Origin of the sequence: Paractinoplanes durhamensis, assembly GCF_016862175.1 — a bacterium.
GTDB lineage: Bacteria > Actinomycetota > Actinomycetes > Mycobacteriales > Micromonosporaceae > Actinoplanes > Actinoplanes durhamensis.
Window position 1 is genome coordinate 1 of the sequence record NZ_BOML01000048.1, and the last position, 22,973, is coordinate 22,973.

Annotated in this window: 19 protein-coding genes; 12 read left to right on the forward strand and 7 right to left on the reverse strand. The window is 71.8% G+C overall.

Translation table 11 applies throughout. From position 1 onward, the window contains the following. Positions 1-117: 117 nt before the first annotated feature. On the forward strand, positions 118-3,285 hold the full coding sequence (locus tag Adu01nite_RS29115; RefSeq protein WP_203731332.1) for a WG repeat-containing protein: 3,168 nt from the start codon (positions 118-120) through the stop codon (positions 3,283-3,285). 6 nt (positions 3,286-3,291) lie between these two features. After that, positions 3,292-4,290, forward strand: coding sequence for an aldo/keto reductase family protein (locus tag Adu01nite_RS29120; RefSeq protein ID WP_203731333.1), 999 nt, complete (start codon positions 3,292-3,294; stop codon positions 4,288-4,290). Position 4,291: 1 nt separating this feature from the next. Here the strand turns inward: Adu01nite_RS29120 and Adu01nite_RS29125 are convergent, their stop codons facing one another. Together Adu01nite_RS29125 and Adu01nite_RS29130 are read right to left on the reverse strand one after the other, a co-directional pair. Further along, positions 4,292-5,122 carry a site-2 protease family protein gene (locus Adu01nite_RS29125; protein WP_203731334.1) on the reverse strand — a complete coding sequence of 277 codons (831 nt, stop codon included), beginning with the start codon at positions 5,120-5,122 and terminating at the stop codon, positions 4,292-4,294. Positions 5,123-5,212: 90 nt separating this feature from the next. After that, positions 5,213-5,410 (reverse strand): hypothetical protein, encoded by a 198-nt coding sequence (locus tag Adu01nite_RS29130; protein ID WP_203731336.1) that lies wholly within the window; start codon positions 5,408-5,410, stop codon positions 5,213-5,215. An 84-nt stretch (positions 5,411-5,494) separates the two neighbouring features. Between Adu01nite_RS29130 and Adu01nite_RS29135 the strand changes: the two genes are divergently transcribed. Both Adu01nite_RS29135 and Adu01nite_RS29140 read left to right on the forward strand, forming a co-directional pair. Beyond that, on the forward strand, positions 5,495-7,471 hold the full coding sequence (locus Adu01nite_RS29135; protein WP_203731338.1) for a bifunctional adenosylcobinamide kinase/adenosylcobinamide-phosphate guanylyltransferase: 1,977 nt from the start codon (positions 5,495-5,497) through the stop codon (positions 7,469-7,471). Continuing rightward, the gene (locus Adu01nite_RS29140) at positions 7,468-8,208 is read left to right on the forward strand and encodes an adenosylcobinamide-GDP ribazoletransferase (RefSeq protein ID WP_203731340.1); all 741 of its coding nucleotides are present in this window, start codon (positions 7,468-7,470) and stop codon (positions 8,206-8,208) included. Before Adu01nite_RS29135 ends, Adu01nite_RS29140 begins: the two co-directional genes overlap by 4 nt. Here the strand turns inward: Adu01nite_RS29140 and Adu01nite_RS29145 are convergent. Both Adu01nite_RS29145 and gcvT read right to left on the reverse strand, forming a co-directional pair. Beyond that, complete coding sequence (locus Adu01nite_RS29145; protein WP_203731342.1) at positions 8,179-8,547, reverse strand: MmcQ/YjbR family DNA-binding protein; 369 nt, start codon at positions 8,545-8,547, stop codon at positions 8,179-8,181. The genes Adu01nite_RS29140 and Adu01nite_RS29145 overlap by 30 nt on opposite strands. Before the next feature lie 4 nt (positions 8,548-8,551). Continuing rightward, on the reverse strand, positions 8,552-9,655 hold the full coding sequence (gene gcvT / locus Adu01nite_RS29150) for a glycine cleavage system aminomethyltransferase GcvT (protein WP_379128208.1): 1,104 nt from the start codon (positions 9,653-9,655) through the stop codon (positions 8,552-8,554). 137 nt (positions 9,656-9,792) lie between these two features. Between gcvT and Adu01nite_RS29155 the strand changes: the two genes are divergently transcribed. Next, entirely contained in the window at positions 9,793-11,328 is a 1,536-nt protein-coding gene (locus Adu01nite_RS29155; RefSeq protein WP_203731346.1) for a leucyl aminopeptidase, read from the forward strand. Here Adu01nite_RS29155 and Adu01nite_RS29160 read toward each other — a convergent pair. After that, entirely contained in the window at positions 11,325-11,657 is a 333-nt protein-coding gene (locus tag Adu01nite_RS29160; protein WP_203731348.1) for a hypothetical protein, read from the reverse strand. The genes Adu01nite_RS29155 and Adu01nite_RS29160 overlap by 4 nt on opposite strands. A 164-nt stretch (positions 11,658-11,821) precedes the next feature. Between Adu01nite_RS29160 and lpdA the strand changes: the two genes are divergently transcribed. The 6 genes from lpdA to Adu01nite_RS29190 all read left to right on the forward strand — a co-directional run bounded on the left by lpdA (position 11,822) and on the right by Adu01nite_RS29190 (position 18,777). Beyond that, complete coding sequence (gene lpdA, locus Adu01nite_RS29165; RefSeq protein ID WP_203731350.1) at positions 11,822-13,210, forward strand: dihydrolipoyl dehydrogenase; 1,389 nt, start codon at positions 11,822-11,824, stop codon at positions 13,208-13,210. Between the two features lie 43 nt (positions 13,211-13,253). Further along, positions 13,254-15,053: a 2-oxoglutarate dehydrogenase, E2 component, dihydrolipoamide succinyltransferase gene (gene sucB, locus Adu01nite_RS29170; protein ID WP_203731352.1), complete on the forward strand. Its 1,800-nt coding sequence runs from the start codon at positions 13,254-13,256 to the stop codon at positions 15,051-15,053. 82 nt (positions 15,054-15,135) lie between these two features. Continuing rightward, positions 15,136-16,053: a TIGR01777 family oxidoreductase gene (locus Adu01nite_RS29175; RefSeq protein WP_203731623.1), complete on the forward strand. Its 918-nt coding sequence runs from the start codon at positions 15,136-15,138 to the stop codon at positions 16,051-16,053. A 32-nt stretch (positions 16,054-16,085) separates the two neighbouring features. Next, on the forward strand, positions 16,086-17,954 hold the full coding sequence (locus Adu01nite_RS29180) for a DUF6311 domain-containing protein (protein ID WP_203731354.1): 1,869 nt from the start codon (positions 16,086-16,088) through the stop codon (positions 17,952-17,954). Positions 17,955-17,977: 23 nt separating this feature from the next. Then, positions 17,978-18,613, forward strand: coding sequence for a lipoyl(octanoyl) transferase LipB (lipB, locus tag Adu01nite_RS29185; protein ID WP_203731355.1), 636 nt, complete (start codon positions 17,978-17,980; stop codon positions 18,611-18,613). Next, positions 18,613-18,777: a peptide ABC transporter substrate-binding protein gene (locus Adu01nite_RS29190; RefSeq protein ID WP_203731357.1), complete on the forward strand. Its 165-nt coding sequence runs from the start codon at positions 18,613-18,615 to the stop codon at positions 18,775-18,777. Before lipB ends, Adu01nite_RS29190 begins: the two co-directional genes overlap by 1 nt. Before the next feature lie 6 nt (positions 18,778-18,783). Here Adu01nite_RS29190 and Adu01nite_RS29195 read toward each other — a convergent pair whose 3' ends face one another. Together Adu01nite_RS29195 and aspS are read right to left on the reverse strand one after the other, a co-directional pair. Further along, entirely contained in the window at positions 18,784-19,998 is a 1,215-nt protein-coding gene (locus Adu01nite_RS29195) for an outer membrane protein assembly factor BamB family protein (protein ID WP_203731359.1), read from the reverse strand. A gap of 42 nt (positions 19,999-20,040) precedes the next feature. Then, on the reverse strand, positions 20,041-21,306 hold the full coding sequence (gene aspS / locus Adu01nite_RS29200; protein ID WP_203731361.1) for an aspartate--tRNA(Asn) ligase: 1,266 nt from the start codon (positions 21,304-21,306) through the stop codon (positions 20,041-20,043). Between the two features lie 355 nt (positions 21,307-21,661). On the opposite strand from aspS, the gene lipA reads away from it, so the two are divergent. Beyond that, a complete protein-coding gene (gene lipA / locus Adu01nite_RS29205) occupies positions 21,662-22,585 on the forward strand; it encodes a lipoyl synthase (protein ID WP_239132776.1) in 924 nt (307 codons plus the stop codon). Positions 22,586-22,973 lie beyond the last annotated feature (388 nt).

A 22,973-nucleotide genomic window follows, 5' to 3' on the forward strand; every position in this document is an offset into this window, starting at 1 on the left:
CCTGCCGCCGGGCAGAGCTATCCCGGTCAGCCCGTCTCCGGGCCCGCCGCCGGGCAGGGCTATCCGGCCGCTGCTCGGCCGGTCACCGGTGGGCCTGCGCAGCACGACGAGCCGCCGATGCAGCGTGCCTGGGAGGCGATGGGTGGCGAGACGCGGTTTGCGGCGCCCAAGCCGACCACCGCGCCGCCCAACGCGATGCCGGAGGCGCATGCCTACCCGCCGGCTGCCGACGGATTCGATCTGCCGGACGGGCCGACCGCCGGGTCCGGTGTCGAGCCGGTCACGGCGCCGCCGGCCAACGAACCCGAGCCGAACTGGGCCGACTCGGCCTGGGCCCGCACCGCCACGCCGGAGCCGGACGAAACCGCTGCGGAGGTTCAGCCGCCCGCGGCCGCCGAACCCGAGCCGGAGGAGCACGGCCTCGGCTGGCTGCTGTCGATGAGCGGCCTCGGCGCACCTACCCAGGTGCCGCTGGACCCGGCCGAGCCGGTGGAGAGCGCCCGGCCCGCGTCGGCAATGCCCGCCTCCGCGCCGCCGGTCTCGGCGGTGCCCGCCTCCGCGCCGCCTGCGGCCGAGCAGTTCGCGGCGCAACCGGACGCTCCGGCGCCGGCCGCGGAGTTCTTCGCCGAGGAGAACGCCCCGGTCAGCGGCGCCCCGGAGAAGCCGAACTGGTTCGTCCCGGTCACCGGCTCCCAGCCGATCATCACGCCGGCCGCCGCAACCCCGGAGCCCGAGCCGGCACCGATCGACGAGCCCACTGCCGAGCCGTTCCCGACCGCCCAGGTCAGCGCCGCGCCCATCAGCGCCGCGCCCATCAGCGCCGCGCCCATCAGCCCTGTGCCGGTCAGCCCTGTGCCGGTCAGCCCTGCGCCGATCAGCGCGCAGCCCATCGATGTGGGTCAGGTCAGCGCGAGTCAGGTGAGCGCGGCGCCGGTGAGTGCCGCTCCCGCCGATTCCGACCCGGCTGAGTACTCCCCCTTCGGCATGCCGCGCAGCACCACGCCGGTCAGCTCGGTGCCGGTCAGCGCCGCCCCGGCGGACTACTCGCCGTTCGACGCGCACCCGGCCAGCGCGCCGCCGTTCAGCACCGAGCCGGTCAGCGCGGCCCCGGCCGAGGCGGGCCCCTTCCGCACCACCCCGGTCAGCGCGACTCCCGTCAGCGCAGCTCCGGTCAGCTCGACCCCGGTCAGCGCGGCTCCGATCGAGGCTGAGCCCTTCGGCGCCGCGCCGGTCAGCGCGGCTCCGGTCAGCGCGGCTCCGATCGAGGCCGAGCCGGTCAGCGCTGTCCCGGTCAGTGCCGCGCCCCGCGAGTTCGGGCCTTCGGTTGGCTTTGAGCTGGTTCATGCCGATCCGGTCGACGCCGAGCTCGTTGATATCGAGCCGGTCGATGCCATGTGGGTCGATGCCGAGGTTCCCGGGGCTGCCCACCAACCGGTCGCCGTCGCGCGTGAGTTGCCGGCCCTGGAGTCGTCGTTCCGCGGCGACCAGGCGGAAACCGACCCTCAGCCGGAAGCGGCATGGGAGCCCGAACCAGAAACGGCGTGGGAGCCCGCAGCCGAGAGCGAAGTCGCCCCGGAGCCGGTGGCTGAGCCGGTTCTCGAAGCGGAAACGGTGGTCGAGGACGAGCCGATCGTCGAGGACGAGCCGATCATCGAGGACCGGCCGAGCGCGGTGGTGGCTGAGGCCGAGGCCGCGCCGGTCGATGTGGAAGCCGCCGAGCCCGCGTTTGCCGAGCAGGCGGAACGACCCGATTCGGCGGGGGCTGCGGGACGCGTACATAAAAATGGCGAAACCGGTGACGAAGCGGAGGACGCGGCAGAAGCCGGCGATGACGCCGTGCTCGCGGAGACCGACCGCCCGGCGGAAGACGCGGCCGAAGAGGACGCCGGCGCCCCGCTCGCGCCGGCCGATGAGGCCGAGGCCGTCAGCGCTGCTGTCGCTGCACCGGCTGGGCCTATTCGGCAGCGGCCGCCGCTGGAGGCCAAGACCCGGCGGGCCGATCCGGAGCAGGTTCTTGCGGCTTATCCGTGGGCCTTCGACCCGCAGACGCTGCGGGAGGAGATCGACGACGAAGGGCAGATGCTCGTTGTCATCGATCGGCTGACCGACAAGCTCGAATACGCCGAGCGGGATGCGGTGCGGGCGCAGCTGTTGAGTCTGCGGGCGGTGGCCGAGCGGCTGATCGGTGACCTGGATGCCGCGCTGGAGGACGGCCGGCAGGCGCTGGGGCACGCCGAGGCCACCGGTGAGCTGCGGCGGATCGCGATCGTGCAGGCCCGGCTCGCGCATGTGCTGCAGTGGCGGGGCGAGTACGCCGAGGCCGACAAGCTCTACGCCGAGGCCGGGTCGCCGGAGCTGCCGTCGCGGCTGCGCGCCGAGATCCACGAGCTGGCCGGACGGTCGGCGTTCGACCAGGGGCGCTTCCTGGAGGCGATGAACCACTTCGAGACCGCGCTCGACCTGCGCAAGGGCGCCGACCCGGAGCTGGTCGAGCGGATCGAGCTGGCGCTGGACACGATCACCCGGCGGACCAAGGGTGGCGACTGGGGGCCCTATCCGCGGACCCGGGACGAGATCCTCGGGCTCACCGAGTCGCCGCGGCCGTTGCGGGACGAGCGGTCCGGGCTGTGGGGCTATGTCGGCGCGGTGCCGCCGCGGTATGCGCAGGCGCAGCCGTTCGCGGACGGGCTGGCCTGGGTGCGCCGCCCGGAGTCGCCCTCGTGGGAGCTGATCGATCTGGCCGGTGAGGTGGTCATCGACGCGTCGTCCGGTTATCGGGCGGCCGAGCGGTTCGCCGACGGGCTGGCCTGGGTGTCCCGGGACGAAGCCGGCGGCTGGTATGCGATCGACCGGCAGAACCGGCTCATCGTGCCGGGCGGGTTCGACGACGCCAAGCCGTTCCACCATGGGCTGGCGCTGATCCGGCGCGGCGGCTGGGGTGTCATCGACCGGCACGGCCGGGTCGTGGTGCAGCCGCGGTTCCGGGGGTTCGTGACGCCGCTGGTGTCCGGCGGGCCGATCGAAGGGTTCACCGACGAGGGGCTGGCCGTGGTCGACGCGGGCGAGCGGTTCGGCGTGGTGGACCGCAACGGGCAGCTGATCGTCGAACCGGTGCACCCGGGCCTGGTCATCCACCCGGTGGCGTTCCTGATCGCCGACCAGTACGGCCTGTGGGGCGCGCTCAACCGCAAGGGCGAGATGCTGATCGAGCAGAAGTACAAAGAGCAGGCCGATGTGCTCGAGGAGTTGGACCGGCTACTGGCGGACGGGCGTCCCGTTCTATAAATGGGCATGGAGTTCCGTCATCTCGGCCGTTCCGGCCTGCTCATCAGTGAGATCGCCTACGGCAACTGGATCACCCACGGTTCCCAGGTCGAGGAGGATGCCGCCGTCGCGTGCGTGCGGGCCGCCCTCGAAGAGGGGATCACCACGTTCGACACCGCCGACGTCTACGCCGGTGGCCGCGCCGAGGAGGTGCTGGGCCGGGCGCTGAAGGGCGAGCGCCGCCAGGGCCTGGAGATCCTCACCAAGGTCTTCTGGGCGACCGGGCCCGGGCCCAACGACCGCAGCCTGTCCCGCAAGCACATCATGGAGTCGATCGACGGTTCGCTGCGCCGCCTGCAGACCGACTACGTCGACCTCTACCAGGCGCACCGCTACGACTACTCGACGCCGCTCGAGGAGACCATGCAGGCCTTCGCCGACGTGGTGCGCTCCGGCAAGGCGCTCTACATCGGGGTGTCCGAGTGGAACGCGACGCAGATCCGGGCGGGCTGGGAGATGGCCCAGGACCTGAAGATCCCGTTCGTGTCGAACCAGCCGCAGTACTCGATGCTCTGGCGGGTCATCGAGGCCGAGGTGGTTCCCACCTCGATCGAGGTGGGGGTCGGCCAGGTGGTCTTCTCGCCCATCGCGCAGGGCGTGCTCTCCGGGAAGTACGAGGTGGGCAAGCAGCCGCCGGCCGGGTCGCGGGCCACCGACGAGAAGAGCGGGGCGAACTTCATCTCCCGGCTTCTCAGCGACGAGGTGCTGACCGCGGTCGCCGGGCTCAAGCCGCTGGCCGAGCAGGCCGGGCTGTCGATGGCGCAGCTCGCGGTGGCGTGGGTGCTGCAGAACGCCAACGTCTCGGCGGCGATCATCGGCGCTTCGCGCCCGGAGCAGGTCAAGGACAACGTCAAAGCTTCCGGTGTACGCCTGGAAGCGGACCTGATGAAGGCGATCGACGCGGTGCTGGACCCGGTGGCCGAGCGGGACCCGGCCAAGACCGTGAGCCCCGCCCGCCGGCCGTGAGTTAGCTGCCGCTCCAGAAGCGCATCATCTGGAGTCCTAGCTGGACGAGCGCCTCGGACAGCCCGAGGCGCTCGCCCAGCCAGTAGACGACGTCGAAGAAGTACTGGCCCAGGCGCGTCTGCCACAGGGCCAGGAAGAGCAGGATGAAGCCGTACGGCGCGAAGAGGTTCCACGCTCGCTGGTAGGCCGGGCTCATCCACGGCGCGATGATGCTGCCGCCGTCGAGGCCGGGGATCGGCAGGAAGTTGAGCACGCTCGCGGTGATCTGCAGGAAGGCCAGCGCGGCGAGGGCGCTCCAGAACTCCAGGTGCGTGGTGTCGCCGACCAGGCCGTATTGTCCCGAGCCCAGCTCGACCAGCTTCGGGCCGAAGCCGGCCCAGAACGGGATCGCCAGGACCAGGGCCAGCACCACGTTGGTGAGCGGGCCGGCCGCGCTGATCAGCGAATCCTTGACCTTGCTGCGGATGTGCGTGTGGTCGATCCAGACGGCGCCACCGGGCAGGCCGATGCCGCCGAGGATGACCACCACCACCGGCAGCACGATGGACAGCAGCGGGCTGGTGTATTTCAGCGGGTTGAGCCGCAGGTAACCACGGTCGGCCACGGTCTTGTCGCCGGAGAAGAAGCCGATCAGGGCATGTGCGTACTCGTGCAGGCAGAGCGACAGCAGCCAGCCGGTGACGATGAACAGGAAGACGTCGACCTTGACATTGCCGAAGCCGGTCCAGGTCATCCAGGCGCTCACCCCGAAGACGGCGACGATGCCGACGAAGACCGGGCTCGGGATGAAGGCGTTGCGCGGCGTACGCGTGTAGACCGGTTCGTAGGTCACGACTGTGCCACCCTAGACATGCCCTTCTGGCCCTCGCGTTCAGCGCCGTTGTCAGGTGCGGCTGGGTGCCGCTCGGTGCAGGCGGTCATGTCACTCCGCAGGCAGCAGGCTCATTTTATAGTCGACCCGGTCGTCCTCGACCAGGACGACCTGGGCCACGCCCGAGCCGGCCAGCTCCTGCCACTCCTGGCCGATCCACGACTCGGCATCAGATTGGCTGCTGAACGTCTCGGCCGGGCCGGTCACGGCCTGTCCGTCGACGCTCTCGTACCGCCAACTCCACGGCATTCGCCGGTCCCCCTCACGTCTGTGCTCGGTGCGGCCTCCACCCTACGGCTTCCGCCTGTGCGGCCCGGCCTTAAGGTACGGGGCATGTCCGATGATCGGTGGAACACCGTCCTGGTGCTCGGCGGGATCCGCTCCGGCAAGTCGGCGTTCGCCGAGGCGCTGGTCGCCGACGCCGCCGCGGTGCGGTATGTAGCCACGGCCGTGGGCGGCGAGGACGACCCGGAGTGGCGCGGGCGGATCGAGGCACATCAGCGGCGCAGGCCACAGTCGTGGTCGACCGAGGAGACCGGTGCCGACCCGGCCCGGCTGGCCACCCTGCTGGCCGACGCCAAGCCGGACGAGACGCTGCTCGTCGACGACCTCGGCGGCTGGGTCGCCGCGCTGCTGGACCCGGCCCGGCAGCCCAACGACGACGAGGCCGACGTGGCCGCGCTGGCCGCCGCGGTGCGCGGGTGCGCCGGGCGTGTCGTGTTCGTCAGCCCGGAGGTGGGGCTGGCGCTGGTGCCGACCACGCCGGTGGGACGGGCGTTCACCGACGCGCTGGGGACGACCAACCAGGCTCTGGCCGAGGCATGCGACCGGGTCGCCCTGGTCGTGGCCGGGCGGGCCGTGTGGCTGAAGGACGCCTCTTCCCCCGTTTCCAGTGACATTTCGGTCTTGTCCGAAGCGCCGCCGGCCACGGTCGCGTCGCCTGCTTTTGCGTCGCTCGCTTTTGCGTCGCCCGCCGCTGTCGCTGAGCCTGTCGCTGACGCCGAGCTGATCGCCGTCGCCGAGCCCGTTGCGGAAGCGCCGGTCTTCGCGCAGGTGGCCGCCGGGGAACCGGCCGCGACCACCGCCGCCGTGCTGCACGAGCCCACCCAGCAGCTGCCCACCATCAGCGGCCTGGCCATCGAGCCGGGCATGGACCTGCCGATGCCGGACAGCGACGCCGGCCCGGACGCCCGCGACCGCCTGATCGGCGTCGACTTCGCCGGGGCCGGCCTCGGCTCGCTGACCGAGGTGGTCGAGTTCGCCGCCGCCACCCAGGGCACCACCATCCCCCGCGCCTGGTCCTCGCCGCGGGTCCTGCTGGTCTCCGGCGCGCACGACGGCGGCGCCGCGGCCGGCGACGACCCGGCCGACGTGGAGCGCCGGGTCGCCGAGGTCGAGCGGGGCGAGGGCGTGCTGAGCCGGCTGGCCGGCCAGGCCGGCGCCGACATCGCCGTGCTGCGGCTGATCCGCGCGGGCGCCATGGAGGACGGCCCGGTGATCGACGACGCCGCCGTCGAAGTGGCCCTGCGCCAGGGCTGGCGGGTCGCCGAGGCCGCCGCCGACGCGGGCCGCGACCTGCTCGTGCTGGCCTCGATCGGGGTCGGCACCGACGCGGTCGCCGCCGCGGTCTCGGCCGCCACCACCGCCGCCGAGGCGGTCGCCGTGCTGCCGCGGGTGCTGCGGCCGGGCGGCTTCTACGACGACGAGGCGTGGATGGCCCGCTGCGCCGCGGTCCGGGACACGCTGCACCGGATCCGGCAGGAGTCGCGCGGCGCCAAGGACATCCTCCGCGAGATCGGCGGCGCCGACCTGGCGGTGGCCGCGGGCGCCCTGCTCGGGGCCGCGTCCCGGCGGCTGCCGGTGCTGCTGGACGGCCCGGTCGGGATCGCCGCGGCGCTGATCGCCCGGGACATCGGCAGCCAGATCCGGCACTGGTCGCTGCTGCCCGACGACGGCGGCATCGAGCTGGTCCGGCAGGGCTCCGACGTGCTCGGCCTGGAGCCGGTGCTGGACCTCGGGCTGGGCCTCGGCGAGGGGGCGAACGCGCTGGCCGCGCTGCCGCTGCTGCGCACCGCGATCACGCTGGCCGCGGCCGCGCCGGTGCACCCGGCGATGCTGACCGAGCCGGGCGACGACGGCCTCACCGACCTGATCGTGCCGAACGACGACGAGGACATCGACTTCGCCGAGCCGACTTCGGGCGGCCCCGGCCCGGCTACTACCGACTCGGCCACCACCGACTCGGCCGGCACCGACTCGGCCGGCACCGATTCGTCCGCCACCGGCTCGTCCACCACCGCCGGGGAGTGAGCGCCGGGGCCGGCCTTCGGCTGGCCGTGACGACGCTGACGGTCTTTCCGATCCGCGGCGGCCGGGTGGACCGGCCGGCCGCGGCGTGGGCGATGTCCCTCTCCGCGGTGGTCGGCGCGGCGCTCGGGGCGGCACTGGCCGCGATCCTCTGGGCGCTGCGCGAGCTCGGCGCTCCCCCGCTGGTCGCGGCGGCGGTGACGGTCGCGGCGGCGGCCCTGCTGACCCGGGGCATGCACCTGGACGGCCTGGCCGACACGGTCGACGCGCTCGGCTCGTACCGGTCCGGCGACGCCGCCCTGGACATCATGAAAAAGTCGGACATCGGCCCGTTCGGGGTGGCGGCGATCGCGCTCACCCTACTGATCCAGACCGCAACGGTGGCCGCCCTCTCGCCCTGGGCGCTGGTCGCGGCGTTCGCGGCCGGCCGGCTGGCGATCACGGTGGCCTGCCGGCGGGGCGTGCCGGCGGCCCGGCCCGAGGGCCTGGGCGCGCTGGTGGCGGGCACCGTCCCGGTGCCGGTCGCGCTGCTCGGCGCGATCGTCGTGGCGGGTGCCGCGGCGGCCGCGACCCCGGGCCGTCCGTGGCTGGGCCCGGTCGCCGTCGTCATCGCCCTCTCGGCGGTGCTCCTGCTGCTGCGTCATGGCGTACGCCGTTTCGGCGGCATCACCGGCGACGTGCTCGGCGCCTCGGTGGAACTCGCGACGACCTCAGCCCTGGTCGTGCTGTCCCTGCGCTGAGTCGTACTGCGCGACCACCCGCTTCGGGGCGGTCCGCCGCCAGGCCTCGGTCACCACGTGCCGCAACTCGTCCGGGTCCGCCTTGGTCAGGTCGACCCGCACCCAGCCGTAGCGGCCGGTGTAGGCGGCGATCTCGTACGCCTCGGGGGCGCCCGCGATCAGCTCGGCCTGGTCCTCCCGGGAGGCCTTCACCGACGCGTGCGACGACTCCGGGCTGCCCGAGGCGAACATCTTGTCGCCGTAGCGCAGCGTCGGGTGCCCCCACGACTCGACGAACACCTCCCGGGTGCCGGGCAGGGCCAGCACCCAGTCGCGCAGTTGCTCGTAGGTGACGGCCACCGAATCACCGCACCGACGGCTGCACGAACGGCGGCTTCACGACCTTGGCGGCAACCCGCCGACCCCGGATGTCGATCTCGACCTCGGCCCCGTCGGCGACGCCGGCCGCGGTGTCGATGAGGGCCAGCGCGATGCCCACCTTCTTGGTCGGCGAGAACGTGCCGCTGGTCGTCTCGCCGATCGGCTGCTCCCCGGCGTACACCGTCATGTGCCCGCGGGGGATCCCGCGGCCCGTCAGTTCCAGGCCGCGCAGAACGCGACGCGGGCCCTCGGTCTTCTCCGCGAGAAGCGCGTCGCGGCCCCAGAACTCCGGCTTCGACCAGCCCACCGCCCAGCCCGACCGGGCCTGCACCGGGCTGATGTCCAGCGTGAGCTCCTGGCCGTGCAGCGGGTAGCCCATCTCGGTGCGCAGCGTGTCCCGGGCGCCGAGCCCGCACGGCCGCACCCCGGCGCCGGCGATCGCATCCCACACCGCGGTCGCGTCGTCCCACGGGATGACCAGCTCGTAGCCGTGCTCGCCGGTGTAACCGGTGCGGCAGACGATCAGCTCGGCGCCGCCCAGCGTGGCCGTGGTGAACGCCATGTAGTCGTCGACGCCGGGCAGGCCCAGCTTGCCGAGCACGTCGGCGCTGGCCGGGCCCTGGACGGCGAGGATCGCGTACGCCCGGTGCTCGTCGGTGACCGTGATGCCGGCCGGCGCCGCCGCGGCGAGCCGGCGCACCACCTCGGCGGTGTTCGCCGCGTTCGGGATGAGGAAGACGTCGTCGTCGGCGAACAGGTAGACGATCAGGTCGTCGACCACGCCGCCGGTCTCGTCGCAGCACAGTGTGTATTGCGCCTTGCCGGGGCGGATGCGGCCCAGGTCGTTGGTGAGGCAGGAGTTGACGAAGGCGGCCGCGCCGGCCCCGCGCACCCGGGCCTTGCCCAGGTGGGACACGTCGAACACGCCGGACGCCTCGCGCACCGCGGTGTGCTCCTTGAGGACACCGCCCCCGGCGTACTCCAAGGGCATCTCCCAACCGCCGAAGGCGGCCAGCTTGGCACCCAGCGCGACGTGCCGCTCGTGCAGCGGCGAACGGAAAAGGGCATCGGCGACGTCGGCAGACATGAGAGTCAACTTACCCGTGACCTTGGGACTGGTTATTGTCGCGGGGACGCCCTTCACCCGGAGCCATCGCTCCGGGGATCCCCACCGAGCAGTCGGCGCGCCCACGAGGGTGCCGGCCCCGAAGTCCCGGAGAGCCCGTGAGCCAGCCCAGCCTCAGCCTGGTCGACACCGACCCGGCCGAATTGACCGTCGACGCCATCGTCATCGGCCTGCACAGTCAGCCCGACGACGGCGGCGCTCTGCTGCCCGCGGCCGGTGCCGAGAGCATCGCCGCCGCCTTCGACGGGAAGCTGACCTCGACGCTGGCGCTCCTCGGCGCGAGCGGCGCTCCGGGTGAGGTGACCAAGCTGGCCACCCTCGGCACCATCGCGGCGCCGCTGGTGGTCGCGGTCGGGCTCGGCGACGAGCCGTCCGGGTCCGCCCCCGAGCTGGAGAAGCTGCGCCGCGGCACCGGCGCGGCGGTCCGCGCGCTGGCCGGCAGCGCGACGGTGGCGCTGGCCCTGCCGCTGCCCGACGACGAGGACGCGCCCGGCGTGCTGCGGGCCATCCTCGAGGGCGCGCTGCTGGGTGGATACCGGTTCGCGGGATACAAGACCAAGCCGCAGCCCAACCGGCGCGAACCGGTGACCGCGCTGCAGGTGCACGTGCCGGACGCGGCCGACGAGGCGGCGCGGGCCGAGCTGACCCGGGCCGCGGTGGTGGGCCGGTCGGTGCGGCTGGCCCGCGACTGGGTCAACATGGCGCCCAACGAGCTGCGCCCGCCGTCGTTCGCCGACGCCGTGGTGGCCGCCGCGCAGGGCAGCGGGCTCGAGGTCGAGGTGCTCGACCTCGACGAGCTGAAGGCGGGCGGCTACGGCGGCATCGTCGCGGTCGGGCAGGGCTCGGAGGCGCCGCCGCGGCTGGTGAAGCTCACCTACACACCGGCCGGGGTCGAGTCGCCGAAGCGGGTCGCGCTGGTCGGCAAGGGCATCACGTTCGACACCGGCGGCCTCAGCATCAAGCCGGCCGCCGGGATGTGGGAGATGAAGTCGGACATGGCCGGGGCGGCGGCGATCGGCGCGGCGATGCTGGCGGTGGCCGAGCTCAAGCCGGCCGTGGCGGTCACCGGTTACCTGGCGATGGCGGAGAACATGCCGTCCGGCTCGGCGTACCGGCCGGGCGACGTGATCACCATGTTCAACGGCAAGCGGGTCGAGGTGTTCAACACCGACGCCGAGGGGCGCATGGTGCTCGGCGACGCGATCGCCCGGGCCTGCGCGGACGGCACCGACTACGTGTTCGAGGCGTCCACCCTGACCGGCGGCCAGGTGGTCGCGCTGGGCAAGCGGATCGCCGGCCTGATGGGCTCGGCGCCGGCCACCGAGCTGGTCCGCGCGGCCGGCGACAAGGTCGGCGAGCCGGCCTGGCCGATGCCGATGCCGGACGAGATCCGTAAGGGCATGGAGTCGGACATCGCCGACATCTGCCAGACCAACTCGAACCTCGACCGGGCCGGGCACATGCTGCAGGGCGGCGTGTTCCTGCGCGAGTTCGTGGCCGACGGGGTCGAGTGGGCGCACATCGACATCGCCGGTCCGGGCTACCACGCCGGCGAGGCCAGCGGTTACTGGACCAAGGGCGGCACCGGCGTGCCGATCCGGACCCTGCTGCAGGCGATCGACGATCTGGTCTAGGGGAGGCTGTCGCCCGGCGTAGCCTTACGCCGGGCGTTGTAGTCGCGCATTCTTTGCGGGTAGCCGAGAAGCTTCACGTCGTAGATCGGGACCGACAGTCCGTGTGCCCAGCGGCGGGCGATCTCCGGCGACTCGATCCGGCGGCGGGTCCACTCGCCGTCGTGTGCCACGAGCAACACCGTGGTTTCGGTCACGGTCGTGCGGGGCTCGATGAACGCCTCGACACCGCGACGGGAGCGGACGAACTCCCCCAAATACTCAAGATCGGCACGATCCACCGGCCGGCCCGCCGGCCGACCTGTCTCTCTGCGCCGCCGAAACCAGGCCACCACCCGCTCCTCACCGTCAATTGCGGCAAGGGTACGACGCGCGGGCACGCCGGTGGCCACCTGACTGCATCGATCGGTTCCATAAGTGACAAGATGGCTTGGACATACTGTGACCGTTTCCATTGTGTGACCCACATGGCGACGATGCGACCACTGGAGTCAACGTGAGCCAGCCGAACGGCGGAACCTTCGACATCGTCATCCTCGGCGCCGGCAGTGGTGGTTACGCGGCCGCACTGCGCGCCGCCGAGCTCGACCTCTCCGTAGCGCTGATCGACAAGGCCGAGCTGGGCGGCACCTGCCTGCACCGCGGCTGCGTCCCGACGAAGGCGATGCTGCACGCCGCCGAGATCGCCGACCAGACCCGCGAGGCCGAGCAGTTCGGCATCAAGGCCGAGCTGCTGGGCATCGACATGGCCGCGGTCAACTCGTACAAGGACGGTGTCGTCTCCCGTCTGTACAAGGGTCTCCAGGGTCTGCTGAAAAACCCCAAGATCACCCTCGTGGCCGGCGAGGGCAAGCTGGTCGGCAAGGACACCGTCGAGGTCAACGGCCAGCGCTACACCGGCCGCAACGTGATCCTCGCCAGCGGCTCCTACTCGCGCTCGCTGCCCGGCCTCGAGGTCGACGGCAAGCGGGTCCTCACCAGCGAGCACGCCCTCAAGCTCGACCGGGTGCCGACCTCGGCGATCGTGCTCGGCGGCGGTGTGATCGGCGTCGAGTTCGCCAGCGTGTGGAAGTCGCTGGGCGCCGACGTCACCATCATCGAGGCGCTGCCCCGGCTGGTCGCCCTCGAGGACGAGGACGTCTCCAAGCAGCTCGAGCGCGCATTCCGCAAGCGGAAGATCAACTTCAAGGTCGGCAAGCCGTTCGAGAAGGTCGAGAAGACCGAGAACGGCGTACGCGTCACGATCGCCGGCGGCGAGACCGTCGAGGCCGAGATCCTGCTGGTCGCGGTCGGCCGTGGCCCGACCACCGCCAACCTGGGTTACGAGCAGCAGGGCGTCAAGATGGAGCGCGGCTTCGTGCTCACCGACGAGCGCCTGCGCACCGGCGTCGGCAACATCTTCGCGGTCGGCGACATCGTTCCCGGCCTGCAGCTCGCGCACCGCGGTTTCGCGCAGGGCATCTTCGTCGCCGAGGAGATCGCGGGCCTGCGCCCGGCGGTCATCGACGAGACCGGCATCCCCCGGGTCACCTACTGCGACCCGGAGATCGCCTCGATGGGCCTGACCGAGGCCAAGGCCAAGGAGAAGTACGGCGCCGACAAGATCGAGACGTACAACTACAACCTCGGCGGCAACGGCAAGAGCCAGATCCTCAAGACGCAGGGCTTCGTCAAGCTGGTGCGCGAGAAGGACGGCCCGGTGGTCGGCCTGCACATGATCGGCGCCCGGATGAGCGAGCAGGTCGGCGAGGCCCAGCTCATCTACAACTGGGAAGCCTTCCCGGCGGATGTCGCCTCCCTGGTGCATGCTCACCCCACGCAGAACGAGGCGCTGGGCGAGGCGTTCCTCGCGCTCGCCGGCAAGCCCCTGCACTCGCACAGCTGAGCTTTTGTTCGTCAACGTGAAGCGGTCAAAGGAGTTCTGAGACATGCCGGTATCGGTCACCATGCCGCGGCTGGGTGAGAGCGTCACCGAGGGCACCGTCACCCGGTGGCTCAAGCAGGAGGGCGAGCGTGTCGAGGCCGACGAGCCGCTGCTCGAGGTCTCCACGGACAAGGTCGACACGGAGATCCCGTCGCCGGCCGCGGGCGTGCTCACCCGCATCGTCGTGGGCGAGGACGAGACGGCCGACGTCGGCAGCGAGCTCGCCGTGATCTCGGGCGACGGCGACGAACCGGCCGCGGCCGCCCCGGCGCCCGCGGCCGCCCCCGAGGCACCGGCCCCCGAGGCACCGGCCCCCGCGGCACCGGCCCCCGCGGCCGAGGCCCCGAAGCCGGTCGAGGCGGAAGCGCCCGCCCCGGCCCCGCAGGCGGCCCCGGCCCCCTCCGGTGAGGGCACCGAGGTGAAGATGCCGGCGCTCGGTGAGAGCGTCACCGAGGGCACCGTCACCCGCTGGCTCAAGCAGGTCGGCGAGACGATCGAGGCGGACGAGCCGCTGCTCGAGGTCTCCACCGACAAGGTCGACACCGAGATCCCGTCGCCGGTCGCCGGCACGCTGCTGGAGATCCGGGTGCCGGAGGACGAGACCGCCGACGTCGGCGCGGTTCTCGCCGTGGTCGGTTCGGCTGCTTCCGCTCCGGCCCCGGCGGCCGAGGCTCCGAAGCCGGCCCCGCAGGCCGAGGCGCCCAAGCCGGCCCCGCAGCCGGAGGCGCCCAAGCCTGCCCCGCAGGCCGAGGCTCCGAAGATCGAGTCGGCGCCCGCGCCGCAGATCGCGCAGTCGGCTCCTTCTCAGCCGGCCGCCCCGGCCGCTGAGTCGGTCAAGTCCAACGGCTCGGCCGACGCCGGTTACCTGACGCCGCTGGTGCGCAAGCTCGCCGCCGACAAGGGCGTGGACCTGTCCACCCTGACCGGCACCGGCGTGGGTGGCCGCATCCGCAAGCAGGACGTCATCGACGCCGCCGACGCTGCCGCCGCGGCGGCGGCTGCGGCGGAGAAGCCGAAGGCCGCCGCACCGGCAGCTGCCCCGGCGAAGCCGGCCACGGCCGCCAAGCCGTCGCCGAGCCCGCTGCGTGGCCGCACCGAGAAGCTGACCCGCACCCGGGCCACCATCGCCCGCCGCATGGTCGAGTCGCTGCAGGTCTCGGCGCAGCTCACCACGGTCGTCGAGGTGGACGTCACCAAGATCGCCCAGCTGCGGCAGAAGGCCAAGGCCGACTTCCAGGCCAAGCACGGGGTGAAGCTCACCTTCAACCCGTTCTTCGCCCTGGCCGCGGTCGAGGCCCTGCAGCAGCACCCGGTGGTCAACTCCTCGATCGACCTGGAGGCCGGCACCGTCACGTACCACGACGCCGAGCACCTGGGCGTCGCGGTGGACACCCCGAAGGGCCTGATCGTCCCGGTGATCCGGGACGCCGGCGACCTCAACCTGGCCGGCCTGGCCAAGCGGATCGCCGACGTGGCCGACCGGACCCGCAACAACCGGATCGGCCCGGACGAGATCTCCGGCGGCACGTTCACGCTGACCAACACCGGCAGCCGGGGTGCGCTGTTCGACACCCCGATCATCAACCAGCCGCAGGTCGGCATCCTCGGCACCGGCGCGGTGGTCAAGCGCGCGGTGGTCGTCGAGGACCCGAACCTCGGTGAGCTGATCGTGCCGCGCTCGATGGTCTACCTGGCGCTGAGCTACGACCACCGGATCGTCGACGGCGCCGACGCGGCCCGCTTCCTGGTGACCCTGAAGGAGCGCCTGGAGGGCGGCCAGTTCGAGTACGAGCTCGGCCTGTAGTTCAAGACCCGGTATGTGATAGGGGGCGCTTAGGCGCCCCCTATCGTTTTGAACGGGTTCGAATAAGGGCATCATGAACGACATGCGGATCCTGATGGCCGGTGCCTCCGGCTTCCTCGGCACGCGCCTGGCCGACCGGCTCGCCGGCGCCGGGCACGAGATCACCCGGCTGGTCCGGCACGCGCACCCCGGGCCGGGCGAGGCGAGCTGGGAGCCATCGCAGGGCCAGCTCGACCCGGCCCTGGTGGCCGGCTCCGACGTGGTGATCAACCTGGCCGGGGCGAACATCGGCGACAAGCGCTGGTCCCCCAGCTATCGCAGCGTGCTGCGGTCGAGCCGGGTCGACTCCACCGGCACCCTCGCCCACACGATCAAGAACCTGCCCGCCGGTGATCGCCCGCGGACCATGCTGCAGTCCTCCGGAGTCGGCCGCTACGGCGACACCGGCGACACCCCGGCCACCGAGGAAGCCCCGGCCGGCAAGACCTTCCTGGCCGATCTCTGCCGGGTCTGGGAGGCCGCGGCCCGTCCGGCCGAGGACGCCGGCACCCGGGTGGTGCTGCTGCGGACCGCCCCGGTCGTCGACGCCGAGAGCGGCCTGATCAAGCCGCTGCTGCTCCCGTTCCGGCTGGGCGCCGGGGCCAAGCTCGGTGCCGGCCGGCAGTGGATGGCGTGGATGGCACTGGCCGACTGGCTCGGCGCGGCCGAATTCCTGCTCGGCCGGGACGACATCGCCGGCCCGGTCAACATGGTCAGCGAGGTGCAGTGCACCAACGCCGAGTTCACCAAGGCGTTCGCCCGGGCGCTCAATCGCCCGGCCCTGCTCGCGGTGCCCGGCTTCGCGCTCGACCTGGCCCTCGGCGGCCTGGCCGAGGAGTTGCAGATCAGCGAGCGGGCGGTGCCGGCGGTGCTCCAGCGAGCCGGCTTCCAGTGGGCATATCCGGACATCGAGGGCGCGCTGCGGGCCGCGATCGGGCACGAAGCGACCGCTCCGCGCTGAGTGAGGGGCGTTCACTTGCTAACCTGCGCGTGATGTCCGTCGCAGCCCCCGCCACCGCGTCCACCGAAGATCAGCCGACCCTGCCTGCCGCGTCCGCGGCGACGATTGTCAGGCGGCTGCGCTTCCATGTCTTCGTCGCGGTGGCAGCGCTGGCCGCCGCGGTCTACGTGACCCACGGCCTGTGGCAGCAGCCGTATACGAACGTCCTCGCGGACAACGTGGGCGACCAGGCCTTCTTCGAGTGGGTGCTGTCCTACGGCGTGCACCTGCTGCGTGACGGCGGCGACCCGTTCTTCACGACCATGCTGAACACTCCGCTCGGGGTCAACCTGGCCGCGAACACGTCGGTCACCGTCTACGCGATCCTGCTCGCCCCGCTGACCGTGCTGGCCGGCCCGCAGATCACCTTCGTGACGATCCTGACGCTCAACCTGGCCGGGTCCGCCTTCGCGTGGTACCTGTTCCTCAACCGCTGGATCGCCGGCAACCGGATCTCGGCGGCCATCGGCGGGATGTTCTGCGGTTTCGCCCCCGGCTTCATCTCGCACGCCAACGGCCACCTCAACTGGACGTCCGGCTGGATCGCCCCTCTGGTGCTGTGGCAGCTGCTGAAGCTGCGCGAGAAGGGCCGCTGGCTGCGCAACGGCGCGATCCTCGGCGCCATGCTCGGCACCTTCTTCACGCTCGCCGCCGAGGGCCTGTTCTTCACCGCCCTGGCCGGCGGCGTGTTCGTCGTCGCCTGGTCGCTGTCCCGCACCACCTGGCCGGAGGCGCGGGCCGCGCTGACCACCGTGCTGGCCGCGCTCGGGGTGGCCGCGGTGGTGGCCGGCATCATCCTGGCCTACCCGCTCTACATGCACTTCGACGGCCCGCAGACGTTCAAGGGCACCGGCTTCAACCAGACCCACTATGCCGAGGACCTCGGGGCGTACTTCTCGTTCTCGCAGCGCAGCCTGGCCGCGCTGGCCGGTTTCGGCAGCGACCTGGCGCCCAACCCGACCGAGGCGACCTCGTTCTTCGGCCTGCCGCTGATGATCCTGGTGATCGCGTCGCTGTTCATGCTGTGGCGGCGGGCCGATCCGGGCCGCCGGGCCACGCTGCGCGCCCTGATCATCGTCGGCCTGGTCTTCATGGTGCTGTCGCTCGGCCCGCGCCTGATCTTCCTCGACAACGAGACCGACATCCCCCTGCCGTACGCGTTGCTCCAGCGCCTGCCGCTGTTCGACTCGGCCCTGCCGCTGCGGTTCGCGCTGGTGCTGGTCGGAGTGATCGGCGTCGTCCTGGCCCTGGCCGCCGACACCCTGCTGGACCGCGAGCGGGTGCCGCACCCGGCGCAGACCGCGTTCGCGACCGCGTTCGCGTTCGCGCTGATCCCGATCATCCCGCTGCCGCTGCTCTACACGACCCGCGCGCCGGAGCCGGCCTTCATCGCCGACGGCCTCTGGAAGAAGTACGTGCCCGAGGGCGGCACGATGTCCGCGCTGCCGTTCGCGATCAACGTGGCCGCCGACGGGCAGCGCTGGCAGGCGTACACGATGGCCCGGGGTGGCCGGCAGTTCGACATCCCGGACGGCTACTTCCTCGGGCCCGGCCCGGGCGGCGCCGAGGGGAACGGCCGGATCGGCGCCCAGCCCCGCAAGACCGACTGGCTCTTCCTGCGCGCCGCGCTGTACGGCCACATCACCGAGGTCAACAACAACGATCGGGCGAGCGCCCGCACCGACTTCAAGTATTGGGGCATCGACGCGGTCTTCCTGGCGCCGACCATCACCGGCCCGGAGGGCATGCTCTACCGCGCCGCGCTGGAGATCGTCGCGACCGACCTGCTCGGCCCGCCCGACAAGGTGGGCGGCGTGCTGGTGTGGCGCATCCGCCAGGGCCTGGATCCGGTCAACCGGTAACCGCCGGGGATAGGGTGGAGCGCGTGACAACCTCCACGCTCACCGTGCTGCGACCCGGCCTGGTCGACTACCGCGAGGCCTGGGATTCCCAGCGCCGCCTGCACGAAGCGGTGGTGGCGGGCGACCAGCCCGACACCGTCCTGCTGCTGGAGCACCCCAGCGTCTTCACCGCGGGCAAGCGCACCGAGCCCGCCGACCGCCCGATGGACGGCACCCCGGTCGTCGACGTCGACCGCGGTGGCAAGATCACTTGGCACGGCCCGGGCCAGCTGGTGGGTTATCCGATCCTGCGCCTGCCCGACCCGATCGACGTGGTCGCCTACGTCCGGCGCACCGAGCAGATGCTGATCGACGTGTGCGCCGAGTTCGGCGTGACCGCCGAGCGCTCCGACATCAAGGGCCGCAGCGGTGCCTGGGTGCTCGCCGACGAGCGCGGCCCCGACCGCAAGATCGCGGCGATCGGCATCCGGGTCGCCCGCGGCGTCACCCAGCACGGCTTCGCCCTCAACTGCGACTGCGACCTCGGGGCGTACGACCGGTTCGTCCCCTGCGGCATCCGCGACGCGGGCGTCACCTCGCTCAGCGCCGAGCTCGGCCGCCCGGTCACGGTCGCCGAGGTCACGCCGGTGCTCGAACGGCACCTGCCGACCCTGCTCTGATGGCGCTCTATCGCGATCCGCGCGACAAGCGGGTGTTCGTCCCCAAGAAGGGCGGCGGGGTGGCGCTCAACTTCGGCCACCCCATCGCCTGGGCCATCCTGATCAGCATGACGATCATGCCGCTCGCCATCGTCGCGGTGGTCACCATCGCCACGCTCACCTGACCGGGCTCACCTGACCTTCCACACCGTCACCGTCTGCCCGTTCGTGGGGCAGGCCAGGTAGGCGCCGGCCGCCGAGCAGGCCCGGGTGCTGACGATCAGCGGCAGCTCGCCGATGATCTCCCCGCCGGCCAGCCCGGTCACCCAGGTGTGGTCGCGGTCGTTGCGCAGCAGCAGATCGCCGACGGTGGCGCCACGGCCGAACTCGGCGAGGACCCGCCCGGTCGCCAGGTCGAGCCGGGCCGCGGTGAGATCGATGCCGACCACCTGGCCGTCCGCGGTGATCGACCGCCACCGCGGGCCGGTCCAGCGGATCCCGCCGGTGGCCGGGTCGATCGCGGTCACCCCGCGCCCGCCGGCCGCGCAGAGCAGGGCGCCGCACATGCCGAGCATGTCGGGCTCGGCGATCCGGACCGACCAGAGCCGGTGCAGATCACGCAGCCGGTAGGCGGCCAGGAACATGTCGGTGTGCAGGTAGAGCGTGTCCCCGATGATCGTCTCGGACTGGCCGCCCTGCTCCCACTCAAACGGGTCGATGCCGACGCTCCGCGGCTTCACCAGCATGCGACCGTCCGCCAGCGACCGGATCGACGGCAGCCCCTCCTGGTCGATGACCAGCACCACCCGGCGTTTCGGGTCCACGTCCACCGCCATCGGCTGGTCCTCGTGCTCCCAGCGGACCCGGCCGGTCGCGACGTCCACCATCCGGATCGTCCCCAGGTCGCCGTAGACGATCCGGGAGCCGGCCAGGTCGGCCACCGCGTAGTCGTCGGTGCGCCAGCGCACCCGGCCGGTCGCCACGTCGATCAGCGTGAGCGTGCCGGTCTTGCCCGGCCGCACCACCAGCGTCGTGCCGGCCTCGTCGAGGGTGAGGTCGGGATCGGTGGCGCGCACCGTGGTGCTCCACCGCGGGCCACCGGGAACGAGTGGCCAGGCCTCGACCACGCTGCGGGCGTCCTCCGGGGTCTCCGGCGCGAAGTCGGCGATGTGCGAGACGTAGAGCGCGGCCGGAGTGAGCAGGTGCGATGTCGCGGATACGCCGCCGGTGCCGGCCACCTCGGTAATCACCCGGGCCGGGGCCGGCGACGCTGCTCCCCCGACGACCAGCAGGAGCAGCGTCGCCAGCGCTACCGGCGTGACCAGGCGCCGTTCCATCCGCAACCCCAGCTTGGGGCGCGGACGGGACGGGGCCGGCGTTGCATCGAGGTCGATGAGCACGCGCACAGTCGACCCCATCGCACGTCAAACCCCGGTTAAGGCGCTCGGCTATGGGGTGATGCGGTGCAGGTCGCGCGGGAACGCGGTCACCTCGCGCACGTTGGCGATCCCGAGCAGCCGCGCGACGAAGCGTTCCAGCCCGATCGCCCAGCCACCGTGCGGCGGCATCCCGTATTTGAACCCGTCCAGGTAACCCCGGTAGGGCTCGAGCGGTTCGCCGGCCGCGGTCAACGCCGCCACGTACTCGTCGTACCGATGCAGCCGCTGTCCCCCGGTCACGATCTCCAAACCCTTGAAGAGCAGGTCAAAGCCGTTTGAGTACGCCGGGGAAGCCGGGTCCGGATGCGTGTAGAACGGCCGTTTGCGCATCGGATAGCCGGTCACGTAGAGGAACTCGGAGTCGTGCTCGCGCAGCGCCCACTCGCCCAGCGCCCGCTCGTGCGCCGGGGCCAGGTCCTCCTCGCCCTCGGCGGCACCGGCGATCCGCAGCGCCTCGGCGAACGGAACGGCCGGGATCTCCGGCAGCACCTTCGGGGTCGTCACCCGGGCCCGGGCCGCGATGGTCGCCATCATCACGCTGAGCGTGCGGGTCAGCGTGGCCATCACGTCGCGGTGGTCGGTCACGAAGCCCATCTCGGCGTCCAGCGACGTGTATTGGGCCAGGTGGCGGGCGGTGTCGCTGGGTTCGGCACGGAACACCGGGCCGACCTCGAAGACCCGTTCGAAGACGCCGACCATCAACTGCTTGTAGAGCTGCGGCGACTGCGCCAGGTAGGCGGGGCGTCCGAAGTAGTCGATCGGGAAGACGTTCGCGCCCGACTCCGTCGACGACCCGACGATCTTCGGCGTCTGGATCTCGACGAACCGTTGCTCTGCCAACGCCGTACGAAATCCAGCGGTTGCCGCAGCCGCCACCTTCAAGGCGGCGCGTCGCGCCGGGTGACGCAACGCCAAGGCCGCGTGGTCCAGCTGCGTCGGCAGGGTCGCGCCGAGCGTGGGGCGATGGAGTTCGAACGGCAGGGGTACGTCCACGGCGGAGAGAACCCGGATGCTCGGGCCGGTCAGCTCGACGCCGCCGGGTGCCTGCTCGTTGCGGGTGACCGTGGCGACGACCTCGACCACGCTCTCCTCGCTGAGTGTCTCCAGCCGGGCGCGGGTTTCCGGGTCCTCGACGACGATCTGGCTGAGACCCTCGGCGTCCCGGACGATCAGGAACGCCACCGACTTGAGCAGGCGGCGGCGATGGATCCAGCCGGCGACGGTCACGGTCTTGCCGGCGTGCTGCGCCAGCTGGGTGGAGAGGATGCGTTGCATGGCTTTGTCCTCCTCTGGTGGTCTGCAACGCGGCCCCAGGGAGGTGTGGGCGAGCGGGATCCTCGCGGTGCCACCACACCTTCGCGCCCTCTGCGGGCGCCTCTTGTCGTGCTCGGCTCAGGAGTGTCTTCACGCTCCGGCGCTCGGGCCACCATCACAGCTGCCGGTGGCTCTCTCGGCCGGCGGTCGGAGCGTTACTTGGTTCCGTCACTGCCGTCCCCGGGACGTTAACAGCGGCTGTCCGCCCGGCGAAACCCATTTAACCGCCGACGCGTGACGGCGGTCACACCGGCCGTCACGTGAGCCTCGTCGCCCCTGTCTAGGCGGTGGCCTATTCAGGCGTAATCTCGACCCTGTGACTATTGCTCCTGAGGGCCGCCGCCTGCTGCGCATCGAAGCGCGCAACGCCGAAACTCCGATCGAGCGGAAGCCACCGTGGATCAAGGTCAAAGCCAAGATGGGCCCCGAGTACACCCAGATGCGGGGCCTGGTGCAGAAAGAAGGCCTGCACACGGTCTGCCAGGAGGCCGGTTGCCCCAACATCTACGAGTGTTGGGAAGATCGCGAGGCCACCTTCCTGATCGGCGGCGACCAGTGCACCCGCCGGTGTGACTTCTGCCAGATCGACACGGGCAAGCCGGCCGAGTTCGACGCCGACGAGCCCCGCCGGGTCGGCGAGTCGGTCGCCACGATGGGCCTGCGCTACGCGACGGTGACCGGCGTGGCCCGCGACGACCTGCCCGACGGCGGCGCCTGGCTCTACGCCGAGACGGTCCGCCAGATCCACAAGCTCCAGCCCGGTTGCGGCGTCGAGCTGCTCATCCCCGACTTCAACGCCGACCCGGTCCAGCTGGCCGAGGTCTTCGGCGCGACCCCCGAGGTCCTCGCGCACAACGTCGAGACCGTCCCGCGGATCTTCAAGCGGATCCGCCCCGGCTTCCGCTACGAGCGCTCCCTCGACGTGATCACCCAGGCCCGCTCGGCCGACCTGGTCACCAAGAGCAACCTGATCCTGGGCATGGGCGAGGAGCGATCCGAGATCTCCCAGGCCCTGCGCGACCTGCACGCCGCCGGCTGCGAGCTGATCACCATCACGCAGTACCTCCGCCCCACCCCGCGGCACCACCCGGTCGAGCGCTGGGTGAAGCCGGAGGAGTTCGTCGAGCTCCGCGAGGAGGCCGAGCAGATCGGCTTCGCCGGCGTGATGAGCGGCCCGCTGGTCCGCTCGTCGTACCGGGCCGGCCGGCTCTACCGCCAGGCACTCGACGCCCGAGGCTGAGCCCTTTCTTCGGCGCCCGGGCCGACTCCTTGACGCCCGGGCCGCCTCTTCGATACCCCAGCCGACTCCCTGACACCCGGGCCGACTCCCTGACACCCGGGCCGACTCCCTGACACCCCGGCCGACTCTCTGACACCCCGGCCGACTCTCTGACACCCCGGCCGACTCTCTGACACCCCGGCCGACTCTCTGACGCCCCGGCCGGCTCTCTGACGCCCCGGCCGATTTGGCCGGGGCATCGTTGTCTCTTCGGCCCTTGGCGATAGCCATTTGTCCGGCCTAATCTTGATTAGCTATGGCAAATCGCCCTAGCGGGGAGACGTAGACCCGGGCCGAGTTCCAATCGGTCACCCTCGAACGGCCCGGTGAGTCAGTGGTGAGACCGCCC